Source organism: Rhizobium sp. BK418 (genome assembly GCF_004341105.1).
GTDB lineage: Bacteria > Pseudomonadota > Alphaproteobacteria > Rhizobiales > Rhizobiaceae > Rhizobium.
In genome coordinates this window covers 284,661-304,215 of sequence record NZ_SLZK01000002.1, presented here as the reverse complement: position 1 = coordinate 304,215, position 19,555 = coordinate 284,661, and the positions used below count along the sequence as shown (strand labels likewise).

At 59.1% G+C, this 19,555-nt stretch carries 14 protein-coding genes; 8 read left to right on the top strand and 6 right to left on the bottom strand.

Translation table 11 applies throughout. From position 1 onward, the window contains the following. Positions 1-84 precede the first annotated feature (84 nt). Entirely contained in the window at positions 85-600 is a 516-nt protein-coding gene (locus EV281_RS07500; protein WP_132652414.1) for a DUF523 domain-containing protein, read from the bottom strand. 20 nt (positions 601-620) lie between these two features. Further along, positions 621-1,550 (bottom strand): LysR family transcriptional regulator, encoded by a 930-nt coding sequence (locus EV281_RS07495; protein WP_165911873.1) that lies wholly within the window; start codon positions 1,548-1,550, stop codon positions 621-623. Positions 1,551-1,644: 94 nt separating this feature from the next. On the opposite strand from EV281_RS07495, the gene EV281_RS07490 reads away from it, so the two are divergent. Beyond that, the gene (locus tag EV281_RS07490; RefSeq protein ID WP_132652410.1) at positions 1,645-1,854 is read left to right on the top strand and encodes a 4-oxalocrotonate tautomerase family protein; all 210 of its coding nucleotides are present in this window, start codon (positions 1,645-1,647) and stop codon (positions 1,852-1,854) included. A 49-nt stretch (positions 1,855-1,903) separates the two neighbouring features. Here EV281_RS07490 and glyS read toward each other — a convergent pair whose 3' ends face one another. Then, positions 1,904-4,081 carry a glycine--tRNA ligase subunit beta gene (gene glyS / locus EV281_RS07485; RefSeq protein WP_132652409.1) on the bottom strand — a complete coding sequence of 726 codons (2,178 nt, stop codon included), beginning with the start codon at positions 4,079-4,081 and terminating at the stop codon, positions 1,904-1,906. Between the two features lie 237 nt (positions 4,082-4,318). Here glyS and EV281_RS07480 point away from each other — a divergent pair, with 237 nt between their 5' ends. The 4 genes from EV281_RS07480 to EV281_RS07465 all read left to right on the top strand — a co-directional run bounded on the left by EV281_RS07480 (position 4,319) and on the right by EV281_RS07465 (position 9,576). After that, the gene (locus tag EV281_RS07480) at positions 4,319-6,628 is read left to right on the top strand and encodes a Tex family protein (protein ID WP_132652407.1); all 2,310 of its coding nucleotides are present in this window, start codon (positions 4,319-4,321) and stop codon (positions 6,626-6,628) included. Positions 6,629-6,761: 133 nt separating this feature from the next. Next, positions 6,762-8,021, top strand: coding sequence for a cyclopropane-fatty-acyl-phospholipid synthase family protein (locus EV281_RS07475; protein WP_132652405.1), 1,260 nt, complete (start codon positions 6,762-6,764; stop codon positions 8,019-8,021). A 48-nt stretch (positions 8,022-8,069) separates the two neighbouring features. Next, positions 8,070-8,648 (top strand): histidine phosphatase family protein, encoded by a 579-nt coding sequence (locus EV281_RS07470; protein ID WP_132652403.1) that lies wholly within the window; start codon positions 8,070-8,072, stop codon positions 8,646-8,648. 118 nt (positions 8,649-8,766) lie between these two features. Beyond that, positions 8,767-9,576, top strand: coding sequence for a MipA/OmpV family protein (locus EV281_RS07465; protein ID WP_132652402.1), 810 nt, complete (start codon positions 8,767-8,769; stop codon positions 9,574-9,576). Between the two features lie 13 nt (positions 9,577-9,589). Here EV281_RS07465 and EV281_RS07460 read toward each other — a convergent pair whose 3' ends face one another. Both EV281_RS07460 and EV281_RS07455 read right to left on the bottom strand, forming a co-directional pair. After that, entirely contained in the window at positions 9,590-10,381 is a 792-nt protein-coding gene (locus tag EV281_RS07460; protein ID WP_132652400.1) for an SDR family oxidoreductase, read from the bottom strand. 137 nt (positions 10,382-10,518) lie between these two features. Next, positions 10,519-12,420: an autotransporter domain-containing protein gene (locus EV281_RS07455; RefSeq protein WP_132652398.1), complete on the bottom strand. Its 1,902-nt coding sequence runs from the start codon at positions 12,418-12,420 to the stop codon at positions 10,519-10,521. A gap of 508 nt (positions 12,421-12,928) precedes the next feature. Here EV281_RS07455 and EV281_RS07450 point away from each other — a divergent pair. Together EV281_RS07450 and ubiA are read left to right on the top strand one after the other, a co-directional pair. Beyond that, entirely contained in the window at positions 12,929-13,657 is a 729-nt protein-coding gene (locus tag EV281_RS07450; RefSeq protein ID WP_245508241.1) for a FadR/GntR family transcriptional regulator, read from the top strand. A 148-nt stretch (positions 13,658-13,805) separates the two neighbouring features. Beyond that, positions 13,806-14,765: a 4-hydroxybenzoate octaprenyltransferase gene (gene ubiA, locus EV281_RS07445; RefSeq protein WP_132652395.1), complete on the top strand. Its 960-nt coding sequence runs from the start codon at positions 13,806-13,808 to the stop codon at positions 14,763-14,765. Positions 14,766-14,911: 146 nt separating this feature from the next. On the opposite strand, the gene EV281_RS07440 is transcribed toward ubiA, so the two are convergent. Next, a complete protein-coding gene (locus tag EV281_RS07440) occupies positions 14,912-15,478 on the bottom strand; it encodes a DUF6101 family protein (protein WP_132652393.1) in 567 nt (188 codons plus the stop codon). Positions 15,479-15,778: 300 nt separating this feature from the next. On the opposite strand from EV281_RS07440, the gene EV281_RS07435 reads away from it, so the two are divergent. Then, positions 15,779-19,501: a DUF1217 domain-containing protein gene (locus EV281_RS07435; RefSeq protein ID WP_132652391.1), complete on the top strand. Its 3,723-nt coding sequence runs from the start codon at positions 15,779-15,781 to the stop codon at positions 19,499-19,501. Positions 19,502-19,555 lie beyond the last annotated feature (54 nt).

Genomic DNA, 19,555 nt, shown 5'->3' with positions numbered 1-19,555 from the left:
CCCCGTCTCGCATCACGGTCGCCGCGCCGCATAAGCGGGGCCACCACAGGCGGTTTTATCACCAAAGCTTTAGCGACCGCCGGATCAGAATCCGGCGGCTGTGTCGTCAGCGGCATGGCTGACGCGCTCGATGAGCCGATCGATTTCGCGGTCCGAAAAGACTTCTATACCGGCTTGCCTGAGGGCAGCAGCCGTCACGCCGTTCCCGAGCCGCCGATTGCCTGAAAATGTTCCGTCATAGATGAAACCGGAACCGCAGGACGGGCTACCGTCGATCAGCAGCGCATAGCGGCAGCCGCTATCGGTCGCGAGCCGAATGGCATTTTCTGCCGCCCGTAGGAATTCATCGGTCACATCGCCGCCGGTCAGCTCCACGACACGAGCCTTACCTGCCAGCACATCCTCACCCGATGCTCCATCCGCAATCTCGGCAGGCGGTCGTGGAACCGGCATCCCCGCCGACATTTCCGGACAGATCGTTACCAACAGGCCTTCCTGCATCCAGCGTTCGATTGCCGGATGGACAAGCGGCTTGGCGCGCCCGTCATAGCGGACAGCATGACCCATGAGACAGGCACTGACGAGGATCTTCGACACCATACGGCAGCTCTACTGCACATTCAGCCCGGCGTCTTCGCCTTATTCCTTGGTGCAGCCTCCACGACGCAATTCCGAAACCAGCGCTGCGCCGGATGTGTGTCATTGCGCCGATGCCAGGATAGCACGAAGGATATGGGATCGAGCGCGAGGGGCGGCTCCAGCAAGGTCAGTTCGTCCGAATGGCCGGAAGCCTCCACTACGCCTGCCATCAATGTGGCAATCATATCAGAGCGGGCAATCAGCAGCGGCGCGGCATACATATTGGGAAGCGTCAGTGAGAGCCGCCGTTGAAACCCTCGTTTTGCCAGAGCCGCATCGACATGGCCAAAGCGCTCGTTCTCCGGCGAGACGAGCAGATGGGGGAGAGCGAGAAATCGATCGAGATCGAGTTCTCTTCCTGCAACCGGATGATCCTTCCTGACGATACAGACGAAACGTTCTTCGAATAGAGGCTGGGTCAGGATACGTCCGGTCTTCACTGCCGGCACGCCGACCGTCACATCGACTTCTCCCGCATCCAGCAGATCGATGGCGTCATCCCGCGCACTGAAATTCCTGACCTGCAATGCCGCACCCGGAGCCGCCCCCGCCAGAAGGGTAACAAGCCGCGGCAGAAGCGCGAACGTCGGATGATCGGAGAGGCCGATCGTGAAAGTCGCAGACGAGGTCGAGGGATCGAACCCCTGGGTGAAATCGAGCGTATGCTGGATTTCGGCCAAGGCGCGCGACAAGGGTTCGGCGAGATCGAGCGCTCGTGGTGTCGGCTGCAGCCCTTGTGGCCCGCGCACCAGCAATTCATCCCGCAGAAGGCTCCGCAACCGCGCCAAGGCAGCACTCATCGCCGGCTGCGTCCGGCCGATGCGAATGCCGGCCTTCGTCACGCTCCGTTCCTTCATGAGCGCATCGAAGGCGACGAGCAGATTGAGATCGATACCATGCAAATCCATGATATGGATGAATGCATATACTTGATATCAATTACAAGCATGTTGCCAACACAGCTAGGCTTGCCGGGTCGCAACACAAACCGGGCAGGAGTTCATCATGCCATTTGCAAACTACAAGTTTCCCGAGGGCACTCTGACTGCCGAGCAGAAGGAGGACATTATCCTTCGGACGACGGCCATGTTCGTCGACTTTTTCGGAGAGGGCGTTCGCCCCTATACGATGGTGCTTGTCGACGAGGTCGTCGACGGCGGTTATGGCCGCGCAGGCGAAACCCTGACCATCGCCAAGATGCAGAAAGAGCGATGAGATGAACGGAAAATGGGGCCGAGCGGCCCCATTTTTACCTGTCGGAAATCTAGCCGGCGATCTTCGAGAAATCCGCCACAGTTCCGGTCGCCGCGCGGATCATCCGCAACAGCGCGAGGCGGTTGGCCCGGATCGCTGCGTCCTCGTCATTGACGAGCACGTCGGTGAAGAAGCGATCAACGGGTGCGCGCAGTTTTGAAAGCGCTTCCATGGCCGAGCGGAAATCTTCGTGTGCAACGGCGCCGGCAGCTTCCGAAGAAGCCTTAGTGATGGCCGCAAATAATTCCTTTTCGGCACCGAGCTTTAGCAATGCGTCCGAAACACCGTCGGCAATAACGGTGCCCTTCTTCTCCTCGGCCGCCAGAAGCTGCGTGGCGCGTTTGGTGCCGGCGAGCAGGTTGATGCCGTCTTCCGAGGTGATGAAGGCCGTCAGTGCTTCGACGCGGCGGGCGACCATCAAGAGATCATCGGATTCGGGCGTCAGCACGGCGTCGATGAGATCGTGACGCGCACCCTGATCGCGCAGATAGACCTTAAGGCGGTCATGGAAGAAGGAGAGTAGGTCGATCTGACGCGACAGGTCGTCAGCATCCACACTGGCGCCGATATCGGTATCGATGCGCTGCATATGCGAGACGATACGCGGCAGCAGCGTCACCCGGACGCGCCTCTCGAGCAGGATGCGGATGATGCCGAGGGCCGCACGGCGCAGCGCAAACGGATCCTTCGAGCCGGTGGGCTTCTCATCGATCGACCAAAACCCGATGAGCGTGTCGAGCTTGTCGGCGAGCGCCACCGTGATTGCCACCTTGTCCTCGGGCACGCGGTCCGACGGGCCTTGCGGCTTGTAGTGGTCTTCGATGGCGGTCGAAACCGAAATGTCCTCGCCCTGCAGCACCGCATATTTGCGGCCCATGACGCCCTGCAGTTCCGGGAATTCTCCGACGGCTTCGGTGCGCAGGTCCGCCTTGCAGAGGACGACGGCGCGGTCAACGAGCTTGTAATCGGCACTCGCCGGCATCGCAATCTTGGCGGCCAGCGCGCGGATGCGCTCGACGCGGTCGCCCTGTGTGCCGAGCTTGGCATGGAAGGTCACGTTCAGCGCATCGAGCTTCGCCATGCGCTGGTCGAGCGGCTTTTCGAGATCGAGGCCGAATTTCTTGGCCGAAGCGTCCAGCGTTTCGAGGTCAGGAAGGTTGCCCTGATCCCGCTTCCAGAAATGCAGCGCGTCGGACAGGCGCGCGCGCACGACCTTGCCATTGCCGTGAATGATTTCCTTGCCGCCATCAGTCGCCTGAATGTTGGAGACGAGGATGAACTTGTTCGAAAGCGTCTTTTCGCCCTGTTTGCGGGTGACGAAGCACTTCTGGTTCGTCTTGATGGTCAGGCGGATGATCTCGGAAGGGATCGAAAGATAATCGTCGTCGAAGGAGCCCATCAGCACCTGCGGCCATTCGACGAGGCCGGAAACCTCCTCCAGCAAGCCTTCGTCTTCGACCAGTTCCAATCCACTCGCAAAGGCGATGTCGCGGGCGTCGTGCAGGATGATATCCTTGCGCCGCTCCGCATCGAGGATCACCTTCGCCTTTTCGAGGTTGGAAACATAGTCGTCGAAGCGCTTCACGGTGATGGCTTCGGGCGCATGAAAACGGTGGCCATAGGTCACGTTGGACGCGACGATGCCGTCGATCTCGAAGGGGATGACAACGGTTTCTTCGTGCTCGCTACCGAAGGTGCAGACGATTGACTGCAGCGGGCGAACCCAGCGCAGCGAACCGGGCTGCGAAGAGGCCTTGCCCCAGCGCATCGACTTAGGCCACGGAAAATCTCTGATAATGCCGGGCATGACCTCGGCGACGATCTCCTCGGCGCTGCGGCCGGGCTTCGAGATGACGGCGACGTAGAAATCACCCTTTTTCGGATCGCTGACGACCTGAGCCTCGGAAACCGAGGACAGGCCGGCGCCGCGCAGAAAGCCTTCGATCGCCTTCTCGTTGGCGTCGGTGCGCGGACCCTTGCGCTCTTCGCGGATATCGGCGGAGCGGGCCGTCAGGCCGTGAATGTCCAGCGTCAGACGGCGCGGCGTCCAATATTCGCGCGCGCCCTCATAGGTCAGTCCTGCTTCCACCAGGGCATCGGTCAGCAGCTTCTTGAGATCGCCGGCGGCCTTGCGCTGCATGCGGGCGGGGATCTCTTCGGAGCGAAGTTCGAGAAGCAGGTTCGGCATTGTACTCTTTTCCTAGCGCCCGCAGGGCAGGGCGATCCAAAATGGTCGCCTCTGCTACCAAAGAATGCCGCATCTGCACAACCGCAAAAACAGGAAGAGGAAAGCTCAATCGCGCCTCAATCATGCCGCCTGAATCGGCAAGAGCACTGTCTTGCGCTGTGGAAAGCGGCGGCAGGCATTGCCTTGCCGCTTTTCACCGCTATGGTCCGCCAACCCTAATAAACCGCAGGAAATCTCATGGCCGTTGACCTTCGTTCGCTCGCAGCAAGCATCTCCGCCGAAATCAATGCCCGGCCCGATCAGGCGAAGGCAGCGATCGAGCTGCTGGACGAGGGCGCGACGGTGCCGTTCATCGCCCGCTACCGCAAGGAGGTGACGGGCGGCCTTGACGATACGCAGCTGCGTACGCTGGCCGAACGCCTCGTTTATCTGCGCGAACTCGAAGCTCGCCGCGATGCGATCATCGATTCCATTAACGGCCAAGGTAAGATGAGCGACGAGCTGATGGCAAAGCTTTCGGGCGCCGCGACCAAGGCCGAGCTGGAAGACCTCTATCTGCCCTACAAGCCGAAGCGCCGCACCCGCGCCGAGATTGCCCGAGAGCGTGGTCTCGGCCCGCTTGCCGAAGCAATCCTCGCTGACCGAGCTAAGGAACCGGCCACGCTGGCCGAGGCCTATATCACCGCCGACGTTGCTGATGTGAAGGCGGCTCTCGAAGGCGCGCGCGACATCGTCGCCGAAGGTTTTGCCGAAAATGCCGATCTGCTCGGCAAGTTGCGCGCTCATCTGCGCAATGCCGCCCTTCTCAAAGCCAAGGTGGTCGAAGGCAAGGAAGCGACCGGCGAGAAGTTTTCCGACTATTTCGACCATTCCGAACGCTGGGCGACTGTGCCCGGCCACCGCGCGCTCGCCATGTTGCGCGGCTGGAATGAGGAAGTGCTGACGCTGACGATCGAGGCCGATGCCGAGATTGCCTCGCCGAACAAGCCCGTCGAGCGCATGATCGCTGCCGCCTACGAAATCGGTTCGAGCCGTCCCGGGGACCGCTGGCTGATGGATGTCGCAAGCTGGACCTGGCGCGTGAAGCTTTCCATGTCGCTCTCGCTCGACCTAATGCGCGAACTGCGCGAAAGGGCGGAAGAAGAGGCGATCCACGTCTTCGCCCGTAATCTCAAGGATCTGCTTCTGGCCGCACCTGCCGGCTCGCGCGCTACGATGGGCCTCGATCCGGGCATCCGCACCGGTGTCAAGGTCGCGATCGTCGACGGCACCGGCAAGCTGCTCGATACGACGACCGTTTATCCATTTCCGCTGAAGAGCGACGTGCGCGGCACGCAAGCCGAACTCGCCTCTCTCATCCGCAAGCACAATGTCGAGCTGATCGCGATCGGCAACGGCACCGGCAGCCGCGAGACGGAAAAGCTGGTGGCCGATATGCTGACCGCTCTTCCGGCACCCAAGCCCACCAAGGTCATCGTCTCGGAAGCCGGCGCGTCGGTCTACTCGGCCTCGGAAACCGCCGCTGCGGAATTCCCGCAGCTCGACGTTTCCTTGCGCGGCGCCGTCTCCATCGCGCGCCGCCTGCAGGATCCGCTGGCCGAACTCGTCAAGATCGAGCCGAAGTCGATCGGTGTCGGCCAGTATCAGCACGATGTCGATCAGACGAAGCTTTCCCGCTCGCTGGATGCGGTGGTTGAAGATGCCGTGAATGCCGTTGGCGTCGACCTCAACACCGCGTCTGCTCCACTTCTGGCGCGCGTTTCCGGGCTCGGCCGCTCGATTGCCGATGCGATCGTCCTGCACCGCGACCAGAACGGCGCCTTCGAAAGCCGAAAGGACCTCCTGAAGGTCGCCCGCCTCGGCCAGCGTACCTTCGAGCAGGCGGCCGGCTTTCTGCGCATCCTGAATGGCACGGAGCCGCTCGATGCCTCCTCCGTGCATCCGGAAGCCTATGGCGTGGCAAAGAAGATCGTTGCTGCCTGCGGCCGTGACCTACGCTCGCTGATGGGCGACAGCGCCACGCTGAAGGCGCTCGATCCGCGCAAGTTCATCGACGAGAAGTTCGGCCTCCCGACGGTCAAGGACATCATCGCCGAACTCGACAAGCCCGGCCGCGACCCGCGCCCGAGCTTCAAAACAGCAACATTTGCGGAAGGCATCGATGAAATCAGCGACCTGAAGCCGGGCATGATGCTGGAAGGCACGGTCACCAACGTCGCGGCCTTCGGTGCCTTCGTCGATATCGGCGTGCATCAGGATGGCTTGGTCCACGTGTCGCAGCTTGCCGATCGCTTCATCAAGGATCCTCACGAAATCGTGAAGGCAGGCGATGTGGTCAAGGTTCGTGTCGTCGAAGTCGATGTGAAGCGCAAGCGCATCGGCCTCTCCATGCGCAAGGACGATGGCATTTCAGCAGGTTCTCCGCGCGGTGAGTCGCGTGGAAACGCAGGCTCGCGCCCCCAGCAGGACCGCCGCCCGGCGCTCGCCAAGCCGCAGAGCCAGGGTGCCTTCGGCGCAGCGCTCGCAGAAGCCATGAAGCGAAAATAATGGCTTAGCTTCAACCGCGGCAAAAATGTCACACTTTGGCAATTGAATCCGCAGAGTGCTAAATCCGGCGCTTGTAAGGCAGGCGTGAGGTATTAAGTTGATGTGACCATCCTGTCACATTTGCGAGGCGTCCATGGCGTCGGCATTCTTATCGATTGTCCAAAAAATTATCCGCAAGGGTTCTTTGACCCTTACTCTTGCCAATGGGGAGACCCATCAGATTGGCGACGGCACCGGGGAGCCGGTTGTCGTTCGCCTTGCCGACCAGGAGGCAGAGGATGCGATCCGTCGCGATCCGACGCTGAAGCTCGGCGAAATGTATATGGAAGGCCGGTTCATTCTTGAACAGGGCAACATCTACGACTTCCTCGCTCTGGTGAAGCAGAACACCACCAACGAAATCTTCGATTTCAAGATGGCCGCCCTGCTGATCGGCCGCATTGCCATGCAGCAGCTGAAGAGCCGCATACCGATCAACCACAACAAGCGTAATGTGGCCCATCATTACGATCTGTCCGAAAAGCTCTTCGAACTCTTCCTCGACGAGGACTGGCAATATTCCTGCGCCTATTTCGATCCGCCGGGCATCAGTCTGGAGGAGGCGCAGGTCGCCAAGAAACGCCATATCGCCGCAAAACTCATGCCGCAGCCGAACCAGCGCGTGCTGGAAATTGGTTCGGGTTGGGGCGGCATGGCCATGTATCTGGCGGAATCGACACCAGGCCTCGATGTCACCGGCATTACGCTCAGTGAAGAGCAGCTGAAGATTTCGCGCGAACGGGCGGAGAGACGCGGTCTTGCCGATCGTGTCCGTTTCGAGCTGCAGGACTACCGCTACCTGACCGGCAAGAAGTTCGATCGCATCGTCTCGGTCGGCATGTTCGAGCATGTCGGCATCGGCAATTATGGAAACTTCTTCAAGAAGGTGCACGAGCTTTTGGACGACAACGGCATCATGCTGCTGCATTCGATCGCGCGCCCGAAGCCGAGTTTCGCGACCAATGCCTTCATCGAGAAGTACATCTTCCCGCAAGGCTACATTCCCTCGATCGCCGAAACGCTGGTGCCTCTCGAAAAGGCGGGCCTGCTGACCCGTGACGTCGAGGTCCTGCCGCTGCATTACGCCTACACGCTACGCCACTGGCGTGAGCGCTTCGTCGCCCGCAAGGCCGAAGCCGTGGCGCTTTATGATGAGAAGTTCTTCCGCATGTGGGAGTTCTATCTGGCCGGCTCCGAAATGGGCTTCCGCTGGGATGAACTTTTCATCGAGCAGATCCAGATCACCAAGAATCAGTTCGCTACACCTGATAATCGCAATTACATCGCGCAGAACGAGGCGAAGCTGAGAGAATTCGAGGCGACGCGGCCGCCACTGGAAAAGTTCACCTTCTGACTTCAAAAGCGCGGCACGACCGCGCTTTTTTCTTTTTGGAGAACGGTTATGAGCGCATTTCCCGAATTCACCCTTGTGCGCCATGGCGAAACGGCATGGTCGCTATCGGGCCAGCATACCGGCCGCAGCGATATCCCGCTGACCGCCAACGGTGAGGCCGCCGCCCGCGCGCTTGCTCCGCGGCTTGCGGGTCTTTCCGTCTCGGCGGTTTGGTCAAGCCCCTCACAGCGGGCGCGCAATACCTGCATGCTCTCGGGTTTCGGGGAGGGGGCGATCATCAAGCCCGATCTCGCGGAATGGGATTACGGTGCTTATGAAGGCATCACGACCAAGGAAATCCTCTCGAAGCGCCCCGGCTGGCAGCTTTTCCGCGATGGTTGCCCGGATGGCGAAGCAGCAGCCGATGTCGGCGCCCGGGCCGATCGCATCATCGAAGAGCTTCGGCAGGTCAATGCGCCCGTCTTGATCTTTTCGAGCTCGCATTTCCTGCGCGTGCTCGGCGCCCGCTGGCTTGGCCTGCCCCCGGAGGACGGCTCCCGGTTCATTCTGGATACGACGAGCATCAGTGTTCTCGGCTATGAGCATGATCTGACCGAACCGGTCATTCGCCGCTGGAACCAGAAGTAATTTCACATCCCCTCAATCTCGCTGGCGTGGTTAAGATTGAGGTAACTCCATCGCTATAAATGTTCCGGTCGCCGCCGTCCGCGGCCGTTCTTGTATTGCGTTTTCTGGAGTGCGGATTGTGTTTAATCGATCAGTCGTATCGATCTCTTTAGCTGTTGCCCTTGCTTCTTTCGGCACGGCCTCTGCTCAGGAGGGCGGCCACTGGTGGTCCGGCGACTGGTATCTGAAAGTCGGCGTATCCGGCTTTTCCGCGCCCAAATTCGAAGGCGCTTCGACCAACGAGTTCAAGTTCAGTCCGCTGATCTCCGTCGGCCGCCAGGGAACCGGCCCTCGGTTCTCTTCGCGCAACGACAATCCATCCTTCGCACTTGTCGATAACGGCGGCTTCCGCGCCGGCATCGTCGGCCGCTATGTGCCTGAGCGTGACGAAGGCGACGACAGCGATCTGCGTGGTCTCAAGAAGGTCAAGTGGGGTGCAGAAGTCGGCGGCTTCGCCGAGGTCTATCCGACCGACTGGCTGCGCGCCCGCGCCGAACTGCGCCAGGGCATCCGCTCCCATGACGGCCTTGTGGCTGACGTGGCACTCGATGCTTTCACCGATATCGCCCCCGACCTGCAACTGTCAGGCGGCCCGCGTGCCACCTTTGCAACGAGCGGCTACTTCCATTCCTATTACGGCGTCAACGAAGCGCAGTCAGCCGCAAGCGGGTTGAAGCAGTATGATCCCTCGGGCGGCATCCAGTCCTACGGCGCCGGCACAGCGCTCACTTGGAATGCGACGGAAAATCTGTCGACGAGTGCCTTCGCGGAATACAAGCGCCTTGCCGGGCCGGCCGCTGATAGCAGTCTTGTGCGCGAGCGTGGTTCCAAGAACCAGTTCCTGATCGGCGTGTCCGCCAGCTACAAGTTCAATTTCACGCTGAACTGACCCAGCTGGGCGCTCAGACCCAGCCGCCGTCGACGATAAACTGTTGGCTGGTGCACATGGCGCTGTCGTCGGAAGCGAGAAACAGCGCCATGCGGGCGATGTCGGAAGGCTGCAGCCTGTCCGGCAAGCATTGGCGCTCGGCGATCTGCCGCTCGCCGGCCTCATTCAACCAGAGATTGATCTGCCGTTCGGTCATGACCCAGCCAGGCACCATGCAGTTGACGCGGATACGTTCGGGGCCGAATTCGCGCGCGAGCGCCCGCGTCATCCCCCAGATTGCCGCTTTCGCGGTGACATAGGCCGGGCAATCCGGATCTCCAACCATCCAGGTGATCGAGCCGAAATTGATGATCGAGCCGCCGCCGAGTGCCTTCATATACGGCCGGGCTGCCTGCGCGCCGAAGAATTGATGGCGCAGGTTGACCGCCATGCGGTCGTCCCAATAGGCGACGTTCACATCCTCCGTCTGGTGCCGGTCGTCGTTGCCGGCATTGTTGCACAGTACCTGAAGCGGGCCGTTCTGCTCGACGGCCTGCCCGATTGCTCGCTTCAACGCCTCGATATCGCGCAGATCGCAGGCAATGAAGAGCGGTGCGGCGTGACCGTCAGTCGCTATTGCTGCGGCGAGTTCACGGCCGCTATCTTCCGCGATATCGACGAAGGCAACGCGGCTGCCCTGCGCACAGAAATGCCGGACAAGACTTTCGCCGATGCCGCTTGCACCGCCGGTAATGAACACGCTTCGGCCCCTGAGGCTCGGATAGCTGGCACAGGGGGCGTGGTCGTTGCTGGCATCTTGGCTCATCGGCAGATCTCCGAAGGATGTGGATCAGTTGCGTAGATAGGTGCACGACTGTATCAAACAGAAGACGTCGCAGCGCTGCGACGTCTTTTTTCAACGGTATTTCCGAGAGGAAACCTGCGGCGGACTGCAGGTCCGGCTCAGAAGCTCACGTTGAAATTGATCTTACCGGCATGATCCTGGGTATCCCCTGCGATCTGGCCGGAATAGGACACGCCGATCGTCGCATTCTTCGCGAGGTTGAAGTCCAGACCGGCTTCCATGGTCAGAGCATTCTGGGCAATCGGAGCGCCGACGGAATCGAAGCTTGCACCGGTATTGAAGACCAGGTTCGAACTCGGCGTGATATCGCCATAAGCGTGACGCCAGCCGAGCATGCCGCGCACGGTCGCCTTGGCATCCTCAAGGGCGATATCGGTCGAGGCGCGGACACCGAACGTCGTAAACGCGGTATTCATGCTGGACTCATCGCTCGTCAGCGCGGCGATCGTGCCGCCCGTTTCGGAGAAACCATCGCTCTTCAGGCGGGCATAGGAGAGGTTCGCAAAGGGTTCGAAGGCGGTGTCTTCGAAGTCCATTCGGTAGGACAGTTCCGCGAAAGCCTGGGTGGTGCGGGCATCGTAGTCGGCCGATAGGGTTTCGCTGAATGCCGGGAAGACCACGTGGCGCGTGGTGCTGATGTCATGTGACGAGTAGAAGAAGCCCGTGCGGAAGCCGACCGGTCCCCACTCTGTACCGCCATAGATACCAAGATGGACGTTGTCGCTCGAACCGGACGAGCTGCGGGCGTCGACATCGAAATTGGTGCGGCTGTAGCCGGCAATAGCGCCGAGGCGCCAAGAACCTGCCGTCGCATCGGCACCAAAAACGATACCGCCGGTCGTGTGGTCGAAATCGGCCGAGTAGCCTTTTCCCTCAGTCGTACTCGTGGCGCCGATCGCCTGGCTCCAGAAGGCAAGGCTTTCGGTATTGCTGATGGCGCCGGTCAAGCCGTTCTCGTCATACGAGGTGACCTCCGACGTCGGCGTGCCCACCGCGCTGAAGGCCGAGCGGAGGCGCTGGTTGACTGCATCGTCGAGATAGATGCTGTCCTGGATAAACGCGCCCTTGACGCTGGAATGGATCTCGCCGGAGAGCGCATTGCCGTAGGGCCTGAGATAGCGGTAGAAGCCGATGTACTCGTCGATAGATGGATCGGGCTGTTCGCGGTTGATGATGTAGAGCGACCAGCCATCCTTGGTCATGCCGAAGGCGAGGCCCTCCACTTCCTGATCGCCGGGCGTGTCGAGCTGCCCGATTTCCTCCACTTCGCCGGTTGTCAGATTGGCGCGATAAAACGCTTTCGTCGCACTTTCGGTGGAGAAATACATATAGCCGTCAAGAATCTTGCCGCCCTGCGCCTGGTCGATGGTCTTTGAAAGGGGGATGTACTGCTTGAAGGATCCATCGGCGAGATTATAGACCGCGATCTCGGTGGAATTGTCATAGGCCATGCCGTAGATCAGGCCCTTCTTGGCGTCCACGGCTACCCAGCTTGCGATATCTTGCCTGCCGTGAGGCGGGTTCAGCGAGAAATACCGGCCCGTATAGCTCATGTCGCTTGCGTTATAGATCGCAAAGACTGGCGTATTGTATTGAGCGCCGGTAATGGGGTCGCGGGCGCTGGAATCCAGCGAGACATAGAGATAGCCGTCGGCGTAATCAATGTCGCCGATATGATTGAGACCTTTCGGCGCATCGGGAAACGGATTTGCGAGAGCCGGATCGATCGCGTGGTTGTCGCGCGAGATCGTGTTGAAGTTCCCGTCCGCCTTGTCCAGCGCATTGGTGCCTGAAAAGTACCAGTTCTTGCCGTCGGTGGTGACGCCCTGGCCGCGATAGGTAATGGGATCGTCGGTGAAGGTGAATTTTTCGACCATGATCCAAGGCTCGACGGCATGAGCAGGAATGGCCGTTGCACAGAGAAGAGCGGTGAAGAGGAGCGGTTTTGCCGCTTGCGCCAACGGCGCCCCGGTTGATCGATCTCTCGTCATGAATGGCATTTCAGGTTCCTTTCGCGAGGGCAAAAGCTGCGTGGCGCAGCCGAGAGGGCCCGCCGGCCTGGTGACAAGCGGCGGTGGTGAAACGGCGTGGTGAAAGCGCCGAGATCCGGCCGACAGGCTTGAGGACCGGTCGATCGCAATGCTTTCAGGGGAATGGAAGTCGAGTGCTAACTCAGCGCGCGCAATCGAGAATATCGAAAATACTGCTAAGCATCTGCGGTGTTCAATCTATATTCCGCGGTATCCTCTGGCATAGAGAATATAATCGCAGAAAAAGCAAATAGAAGCCGAGAATTAATCTCGAATATATGTCAGTAAAATCATTACAAATCTTCCATTTCTGGTTGCTTTGCTCAACTTACACATGGCTTCGGCTTTTAATTTACATATCATGAGTTGACGTAACTGAAACGCTTGTTCTATGAGAGCGGTAATAGGGGAGCGATGTGACATTAGTATGAATAGTATGAAGAATACGAAGAATGCGAGAGTGCGGTCATCGGTTCTCATGGCGCCGCTGCGCATGGAGGGGATCTCCGGCAGCAGCCTGCATACGAGGGTGCTCAACGAGATCGGCCAAAGCATCGTGCGGGGGGATCTTTCTCCCGGCGATCAGCTGCCGAACGCGGACGACTGGAGCGCCGCGCATGGGGTAAGCCGCACCGTGCTGCGTGAGGTGATCAAGGTTTTGGCCGGCAAGGGCATGGTGGAATCCCGACCGAAGATCGGCACTCGCGTGCGCCCCCGCCAGGAATGGAATTTTCTCGATCCGGACGTGTTGTTGTGGCGATATGGGGGAAGAACCACCGCCGAGGACGCCCGCTCGCTTTTCGAGTTGCGTCGTGCGATCGAGCCGACGGCTGGTGCGCTGGCCGCCGAACGTGCCACCTCGGCAGAGATCAAGCATTTGCGCGCTTTGCTCGTCGAAATGGAGCTGGCGGGCGATGATGGTGCGCGCTTTGCGGTTCCTGACCTCGCATTTCATCAGGCGGTGCTGCGCATGTCCGGCAATGAATTGATCGGTTCGCTGGCAGCGCTGATCGAGACTGCGCTGGTAATCAGTTTCCGGCTTTCCGATGATAATCCGCAGGGCCAAAGCCATTCGCTGCCGTTGCATCAGGAGGTCGTGGACAGCATAGAAAATCGCGATCCCGCTGCGGCGAGCAGGGCCCTGGTCTCTTTACTGGACGGTGCTGAGGAAGATGTGAAGCGAGCCTTGAGCGCGCGTCAGAGATAGGCGCTCCAACTGCCTTTGGCCCACAGCTTCCCTTCGCCCTCCAAGAGGCGCAAGCCCTGCAGGGTGTGGCGCCTCGATTGAACCGCATAACGAGGCTCATCGGTAATGAAGTCTTGACCATGTGAGGCGCCCATCGCTAGATGGCCGCATGCAACAGATGGACGATCTCAACGGGCGTGTTGCCGATGCGCCCTCGGAGAACTGGGTTTACCGCATCCTGCCGCCCTGGCTGTGGCCCTATGCGCAGCTGGCGCGCTGGGACAGGCCGATCGGCTGGCAGCTTCTCATGTGGCCGTGCTTCTGGTCGGCGACGCTCGCCGCCAATGCAGCCATCGAGCCGCGCGTCTTTTCCGGCGCCCTGCTGCTTTACCATCTGTTCCTGTATTTCATCGGCGCGGTTGCCATGCGCGGCGCCGGCTGCACCTATAATGACCTTGTCGACCACGAGATTGACATGCAGGTGGCGCGCACCCGGTCGCGTCCGCTGCCGTCGGGTCGTGTGACGCGCCGGCAGGCAAAGATATTCATCGGACTGCAGGCGTTGGTCGGCCTGTTCGTGCTGTTGCAGTTTAATTGGTTTGCCGTGTTTCTCGGCGTGCTGTCGCTCGGCATCGTCGCGCTCTATCCCTTCGCCAAGCGCTTTACTGATTGGCCGCAATTCTTCCTCGGCCTTGCCTTTTCCTGGGGTGCGCTCATGGGCTGGGCAGGGATTTTCGCCAGCCTGTCCTTCTCAGCCGTCCTGCTTTATGCCGCCTCTGTCGTCTGGACGATCGGTTACGACACGATCTACGCCCATCAGGACAAGGAGGATGACGAGCTGATCGGTGTTCGCTCCACCGCCCGCCTGTTCGGCGATCGCACACACCTGGCGTTGATCGGCCTCTACGGGCTGACGCTCGTATTGATGTTCCTGTCCTTCGCATTTGCTGGCGTTGGACTTCTCGCCTTCGTGGGTCTGCTGGTCGCGGCCGGCATGTTTGCCTGGCAGATCAGGACGCTCGATATCAATGACGGCGCCCAGTGCCTTGCGCTCTTCAAATCGAACACCCGCGTTGGATTGATTATCTTCCTCGGCCTGTTAGTCTCGCTGCTGTTCGCCATTCCCTGACCGCGAACTGAAAAACCCGGCAAGGCAACGGCCCGAAAATCGAACTCGATGTTTGGAAAGCCGGATGCGCAGATCAAAAAAAGAGCGCTGTGCCGGACGCACAGCGCTCTTGAGATGGGTTTGTAATGAGGTTCTGAGCCTATGGCTCAGTTGCGGGCAATGATTTCCTTGCCTTCGATCTTCATGATGACGCCGAGCTTGCCGGTCGTGCGGCGCACGAGGAAGCGCGGGCGGCGGTTTGCGAAATAGGAATGGCGGCGGCGCGGTTTCATTTCACCGGTGCGCAGACCGCCAAGATGCTCTTCGAGCGGACGCGCGACGCCGTCGGCTTCCACCATCAGCATGGGAATGCCGAAGGCTTCCGACCAGCTGCGCCAGTCGGCGGCGATATCGCCCAGATCGTGGGCGACGAGCAACGGAATGCAGAGTTCCGGATCTTCGTGATGCAGTTCGAGCGTCACCGTGACCTCCCCATTGCCATGGTCGATGGCGCGGGCTGCAACACCTTTGAAGACGCGTCGCGGCAGGGCGATGGAGAGCGGCAGGCCGCTGGAAGGGAGAACTTTTCGTAGAACCGCGCCGCGTTCGTCGATCGTTATGCTGACGTCACCGGCATGGTCGTGGATGGCATAGCTTACCTGTTGCGGAAAGCGAGACGGATCAAGACGCAATGTCGTGCCAGCCCAGACGGGCTTCAGAACGGTATTCTTCATTTCATTTCTACCCTTGTCTTACCTGAGAGCCGGTTTCCGGTCTTCTCCTTGGGACTTTTCGTCCTCTATGGCCTGACAATAGGCGGCCCCCGTTCCGTACAGCTTAAAAATCGCGGTTAAGAAAATCCTGCCTCCGGGGATGGTTAGCAAAACTGAATATGGCAAGGTTTCCGGTTGGTGAACGCGCCCTTGCGTCAACGCGGGACAGCTTCAGGTAAGCCTCGGGTAAGCTTTGGGTGGCATAATGCTCGCACCAATAGTCCGTCATACTTTAAAGATATTGCTGAAAAGGGCGCACTTATGATCACGGCATCCCTGGCATACGTCATTCTGTCTCGTGATATGCCCAAGAGTCTGGATCGCGTCGCCAATCAGGCGCAGGTCAAGAAAGACGCCCAATATTACGCCGACAATATCAACAAGGTGAAGGACGTCGACGACTTCCTTGGCGATTACAAGCTCTACAGCTACGCCATGAAAGCTTACGGCCTTGACGACATGACCTATGCCAAGGCCTTCATGAAGAAGGTCCTGGAGAGCGATCTTACGGATCCGAACAGCTTCGCCAACAAGCTTTCCGACACCCGTTACAAGGAGTTCGCTGCCGCTTTCAACTTCAATGCACCGCCCAAGGATATCCAGACGGATGCCCAAGAAGACGATCTGATCGGCCTCTACAAGCAGTCCTTTGCCGATGCGGCACAGCAGGCTGTAACTGAAACGAATTATTACAGTGCGCAGATGGACGATGTGAAGACCGTCCAGGACCTCGTCGGCAATTCCCGCCTGTTGAACTACGCATTGAAGAGCGTCGGCATCGACCCGACTTATATGTCGAAGGACTACATTGCCGGTGTCCTGACAACTGACATCAGCAAGCTTGGCGGCAATGCGCCGGACCCGAGCGATCCGAGCTTCGATCCAAACAAGACATATGTCGGCGACAAGCTCTATGCACTCGCCCAGCAGTTCAATTTCAAGCCCAACAATGGCGACGCCCAGTATTTCCGCGACAATATCGGTTCGGTACAGTCGGTCGACGATCTGCTCGCCGATCCGCGCCTGCGCACGGTGGCGCTGCAGTCCGTCGGCATTGATCCGGCAACGGCCGACGACGCTTTCATCAAGATGGTGCTAACAAGCGATCCTTCGACGCTTGGTGGCGATGCGCCGCTCAGCAATCCCGATCCGTCTCTCAACTATGTCGGCGACAAATACAAGGAGCTGCGGTCCTATTTCAGCTTCAATGCCGATGGCTCGGTCACTGGTTCTGCGCAGAATGCCGATCAGACCCAGACCGTTGCGTCGCTCTACGCCTTCCGCGCTCCCGCTGTCGGCGGTGTTGCCCAGACCGCGGCACAGAAGAGCAACGTCATCGAACAGTATAATATCAAGACTGCGCCGCAGATCGTCGACCGCGACGGCACGGCCAGCGATGTGTACTATACCAGCCCGGCGATGTCCGACCTCAACAAGGCCTACTATCTGTCCAAGATCGGCACGATCACCAATGTCGATCAGTTGGTCAACGACAAACGGCTTGCAGACTACGTTCGGTCCGCCTTCAACATGGATCCTGGCTTTACACAGCTGAAAAGTGTTCTGACCGATCCGGCCTATGCCCGTTCGGTCAATCTGGGCGATGCTTACGAAGCCTTCAATTTCAAATCAGATGGTACTGTATCTCCGACGGAGCGCGCGCAGTCCTACGACCAGCTGACGGGCATCGTGAATGGTGCGACAAACGTCTCGGGTTACTTCTCGAACATGATGATGCCGCCAGGCGGCATCAGCCCAATCGATAATGTCGATGAACTGCTTTCCGACAAAGTGCTGACCTCCTATATCAAGGATGCCTACGGGCTCGGTCAGGATTTCAGCAATTCCGAACTGAAGAACATTTTGATGGATTCCGCCTATGCAGCCACCGCAGGCCATCAGGACATCCACGATGCCTTCAATTTCAACGCGGATGGTTCGGTCAATGGCGCGATACAAAACTTCGATCAGTTTCAGGGCATCAGCCAGCTCGCTGCAAACAACTCTTCCTATTACCAGACCAAACTCGGCGATCTCTCCAACGATGGTTCGACCGCTGCCGTTGACGTCTTCCTTGCCGACAACAAGCTGGTCAGCTTCCTGCGCACCAGCATGCAGATCGGTAACGACATCGACAATGCCACGCTTCGCGGCATTCTGACCGATCCGACGGTCGCGGCTGCCCAAGGCTACAGTGACGTCTATCAGCTCTTCAATTTCCGTCAGGACGGCACGGTCGCTCAAAACACCCTCTCGCAGAATGCCGACCAGGTTGCCGCGATGAACCAGAAGGTAAGCGACGCCGCCACCTACTACGGCAGTACGATGCCTTGGATTTCCAGCGTCGATCAGTTGCTGGCTGACCAGAAGCTCAACAGTTACATCCGTTATGCCTTCAGCATTCCAACGAGCGTCTCGGATGCCGATCTGCACAACATTCTCACCGATCAGAGCGGCACCGGCCCCTACGCCAACGTGAAGGCGGCGTTCAATTTCCAGGCGGACGGCACCGCTGTCCCCGGCCTTCCGGCGCAGACTAGTACGCAGATGGCCTCTTTGAACTCGGCCGCCAACATTCGGGAGGAAGGCATTCTGGATCGGATGGGCGACGTCAACGATGTCGATCAGCTGCTCGCCGATTCGTCGCTGACAGATTATTTGAAAATGGCCTACGGTCTGAGCTTCGACACGACCGATGCGGAGTTGAAGAATATCCTCACCGACCCGGCACATGCCGCTTCCGTTGGTCAGGCCGATCTCAACGCAGCCTTCAATTTTGCCGCGGATGGATCGCTGCCAACCTCGACGTCAGCCCAGACTGGCGAGCAGGCATCAAATACGTCGGACAATTACACCGCTCGCGTCAACAATCAGGGCAACGATCTCATTGACCGCATCATCGCGAACTACAAGTCGCGAATGGACGACTCCGACGGCGTGAAGAACGTCAATGATTTCATGAAGACCAATGCTACTGCCGATACGCTTCTCGGTAACGACTCCTATCCGGATCTGTATCAGATGGCACTTCAGGCTTACGGCCTGACGTCGGACGATGTCTCGCGTTCCACCATGCGCAAGCTGCTCGTCAGTGACCCCTATGATCCGAAGGGATATGTCGCATCCTTCAAGGATGACCGCATTACCAAGATGGTGCGCGCTTTCAATTTCGGTCCTGATGGCAAGGCTGCAGAGCCTATGTCGGCTTTGTCTGCCGCCACCATGACGAAATATGCGACCGATTATAAGTCGCATGTGACAATGCTGATGAAGGACGGCCCGGCGAAAGATCGCGCTTCCAAGGCCGCCACGACAGAAGTGGACTATTTCGGCAAGACCATACCAACCATAACGTCGCTCGATGATTTCCTGGCCGATAAGCGCCTGACGGATCTCGTGCTGACTGCAAACGGCCTCGATCCGAAGAAATACGACAAGGATACGCTGAAGAAGATCTTCACATCCGATCCGGACGACAAGAAGAGCTACCTCAACACCACGGCCGATGCTCGCTTCAAGGAGATCGTCGCCTCCTTCAACTTCGACAAGGACGGCAACCTGACCCGTGCAAAGATGGGCACGATCCAAGACAAGCAGGCCGAAGCGAATACACAGCAGATGTATGTGCAGATGACCCTGGAAACCCAGGAGGGCGAAAAGAATGATGGCGTTCGCCTAGCGCTGTACTTCAAGCGCAAGGCAGGCGACATCACCTCGCTCTATGGCATCCTCGGTGACAAGGCTCTCTATCAGGTCGTCCAGACGGCCTACAGCCTGCCGCAGCAAATGTCGTCGATGGATGTGGCCAAGCAGGTCGATCTGCTAGGCCGCTTCGTAAAGCTCGAGGATCTGCAGGATCCGAAGAAGGTCGACAAGCTCCTCAAGCGCTTCACGGCCATGTACGACATCCAGAACAACACCCAGCAATCGCCGGCGCTGCAACTCCTCACCGGTGGCACCGGCCAGGCGGCATCGCTACTGTGACAATGGCGCGAGCCTTTAAAACAACTCCAGCAATCTATTCAGCAGTTTTGCGTC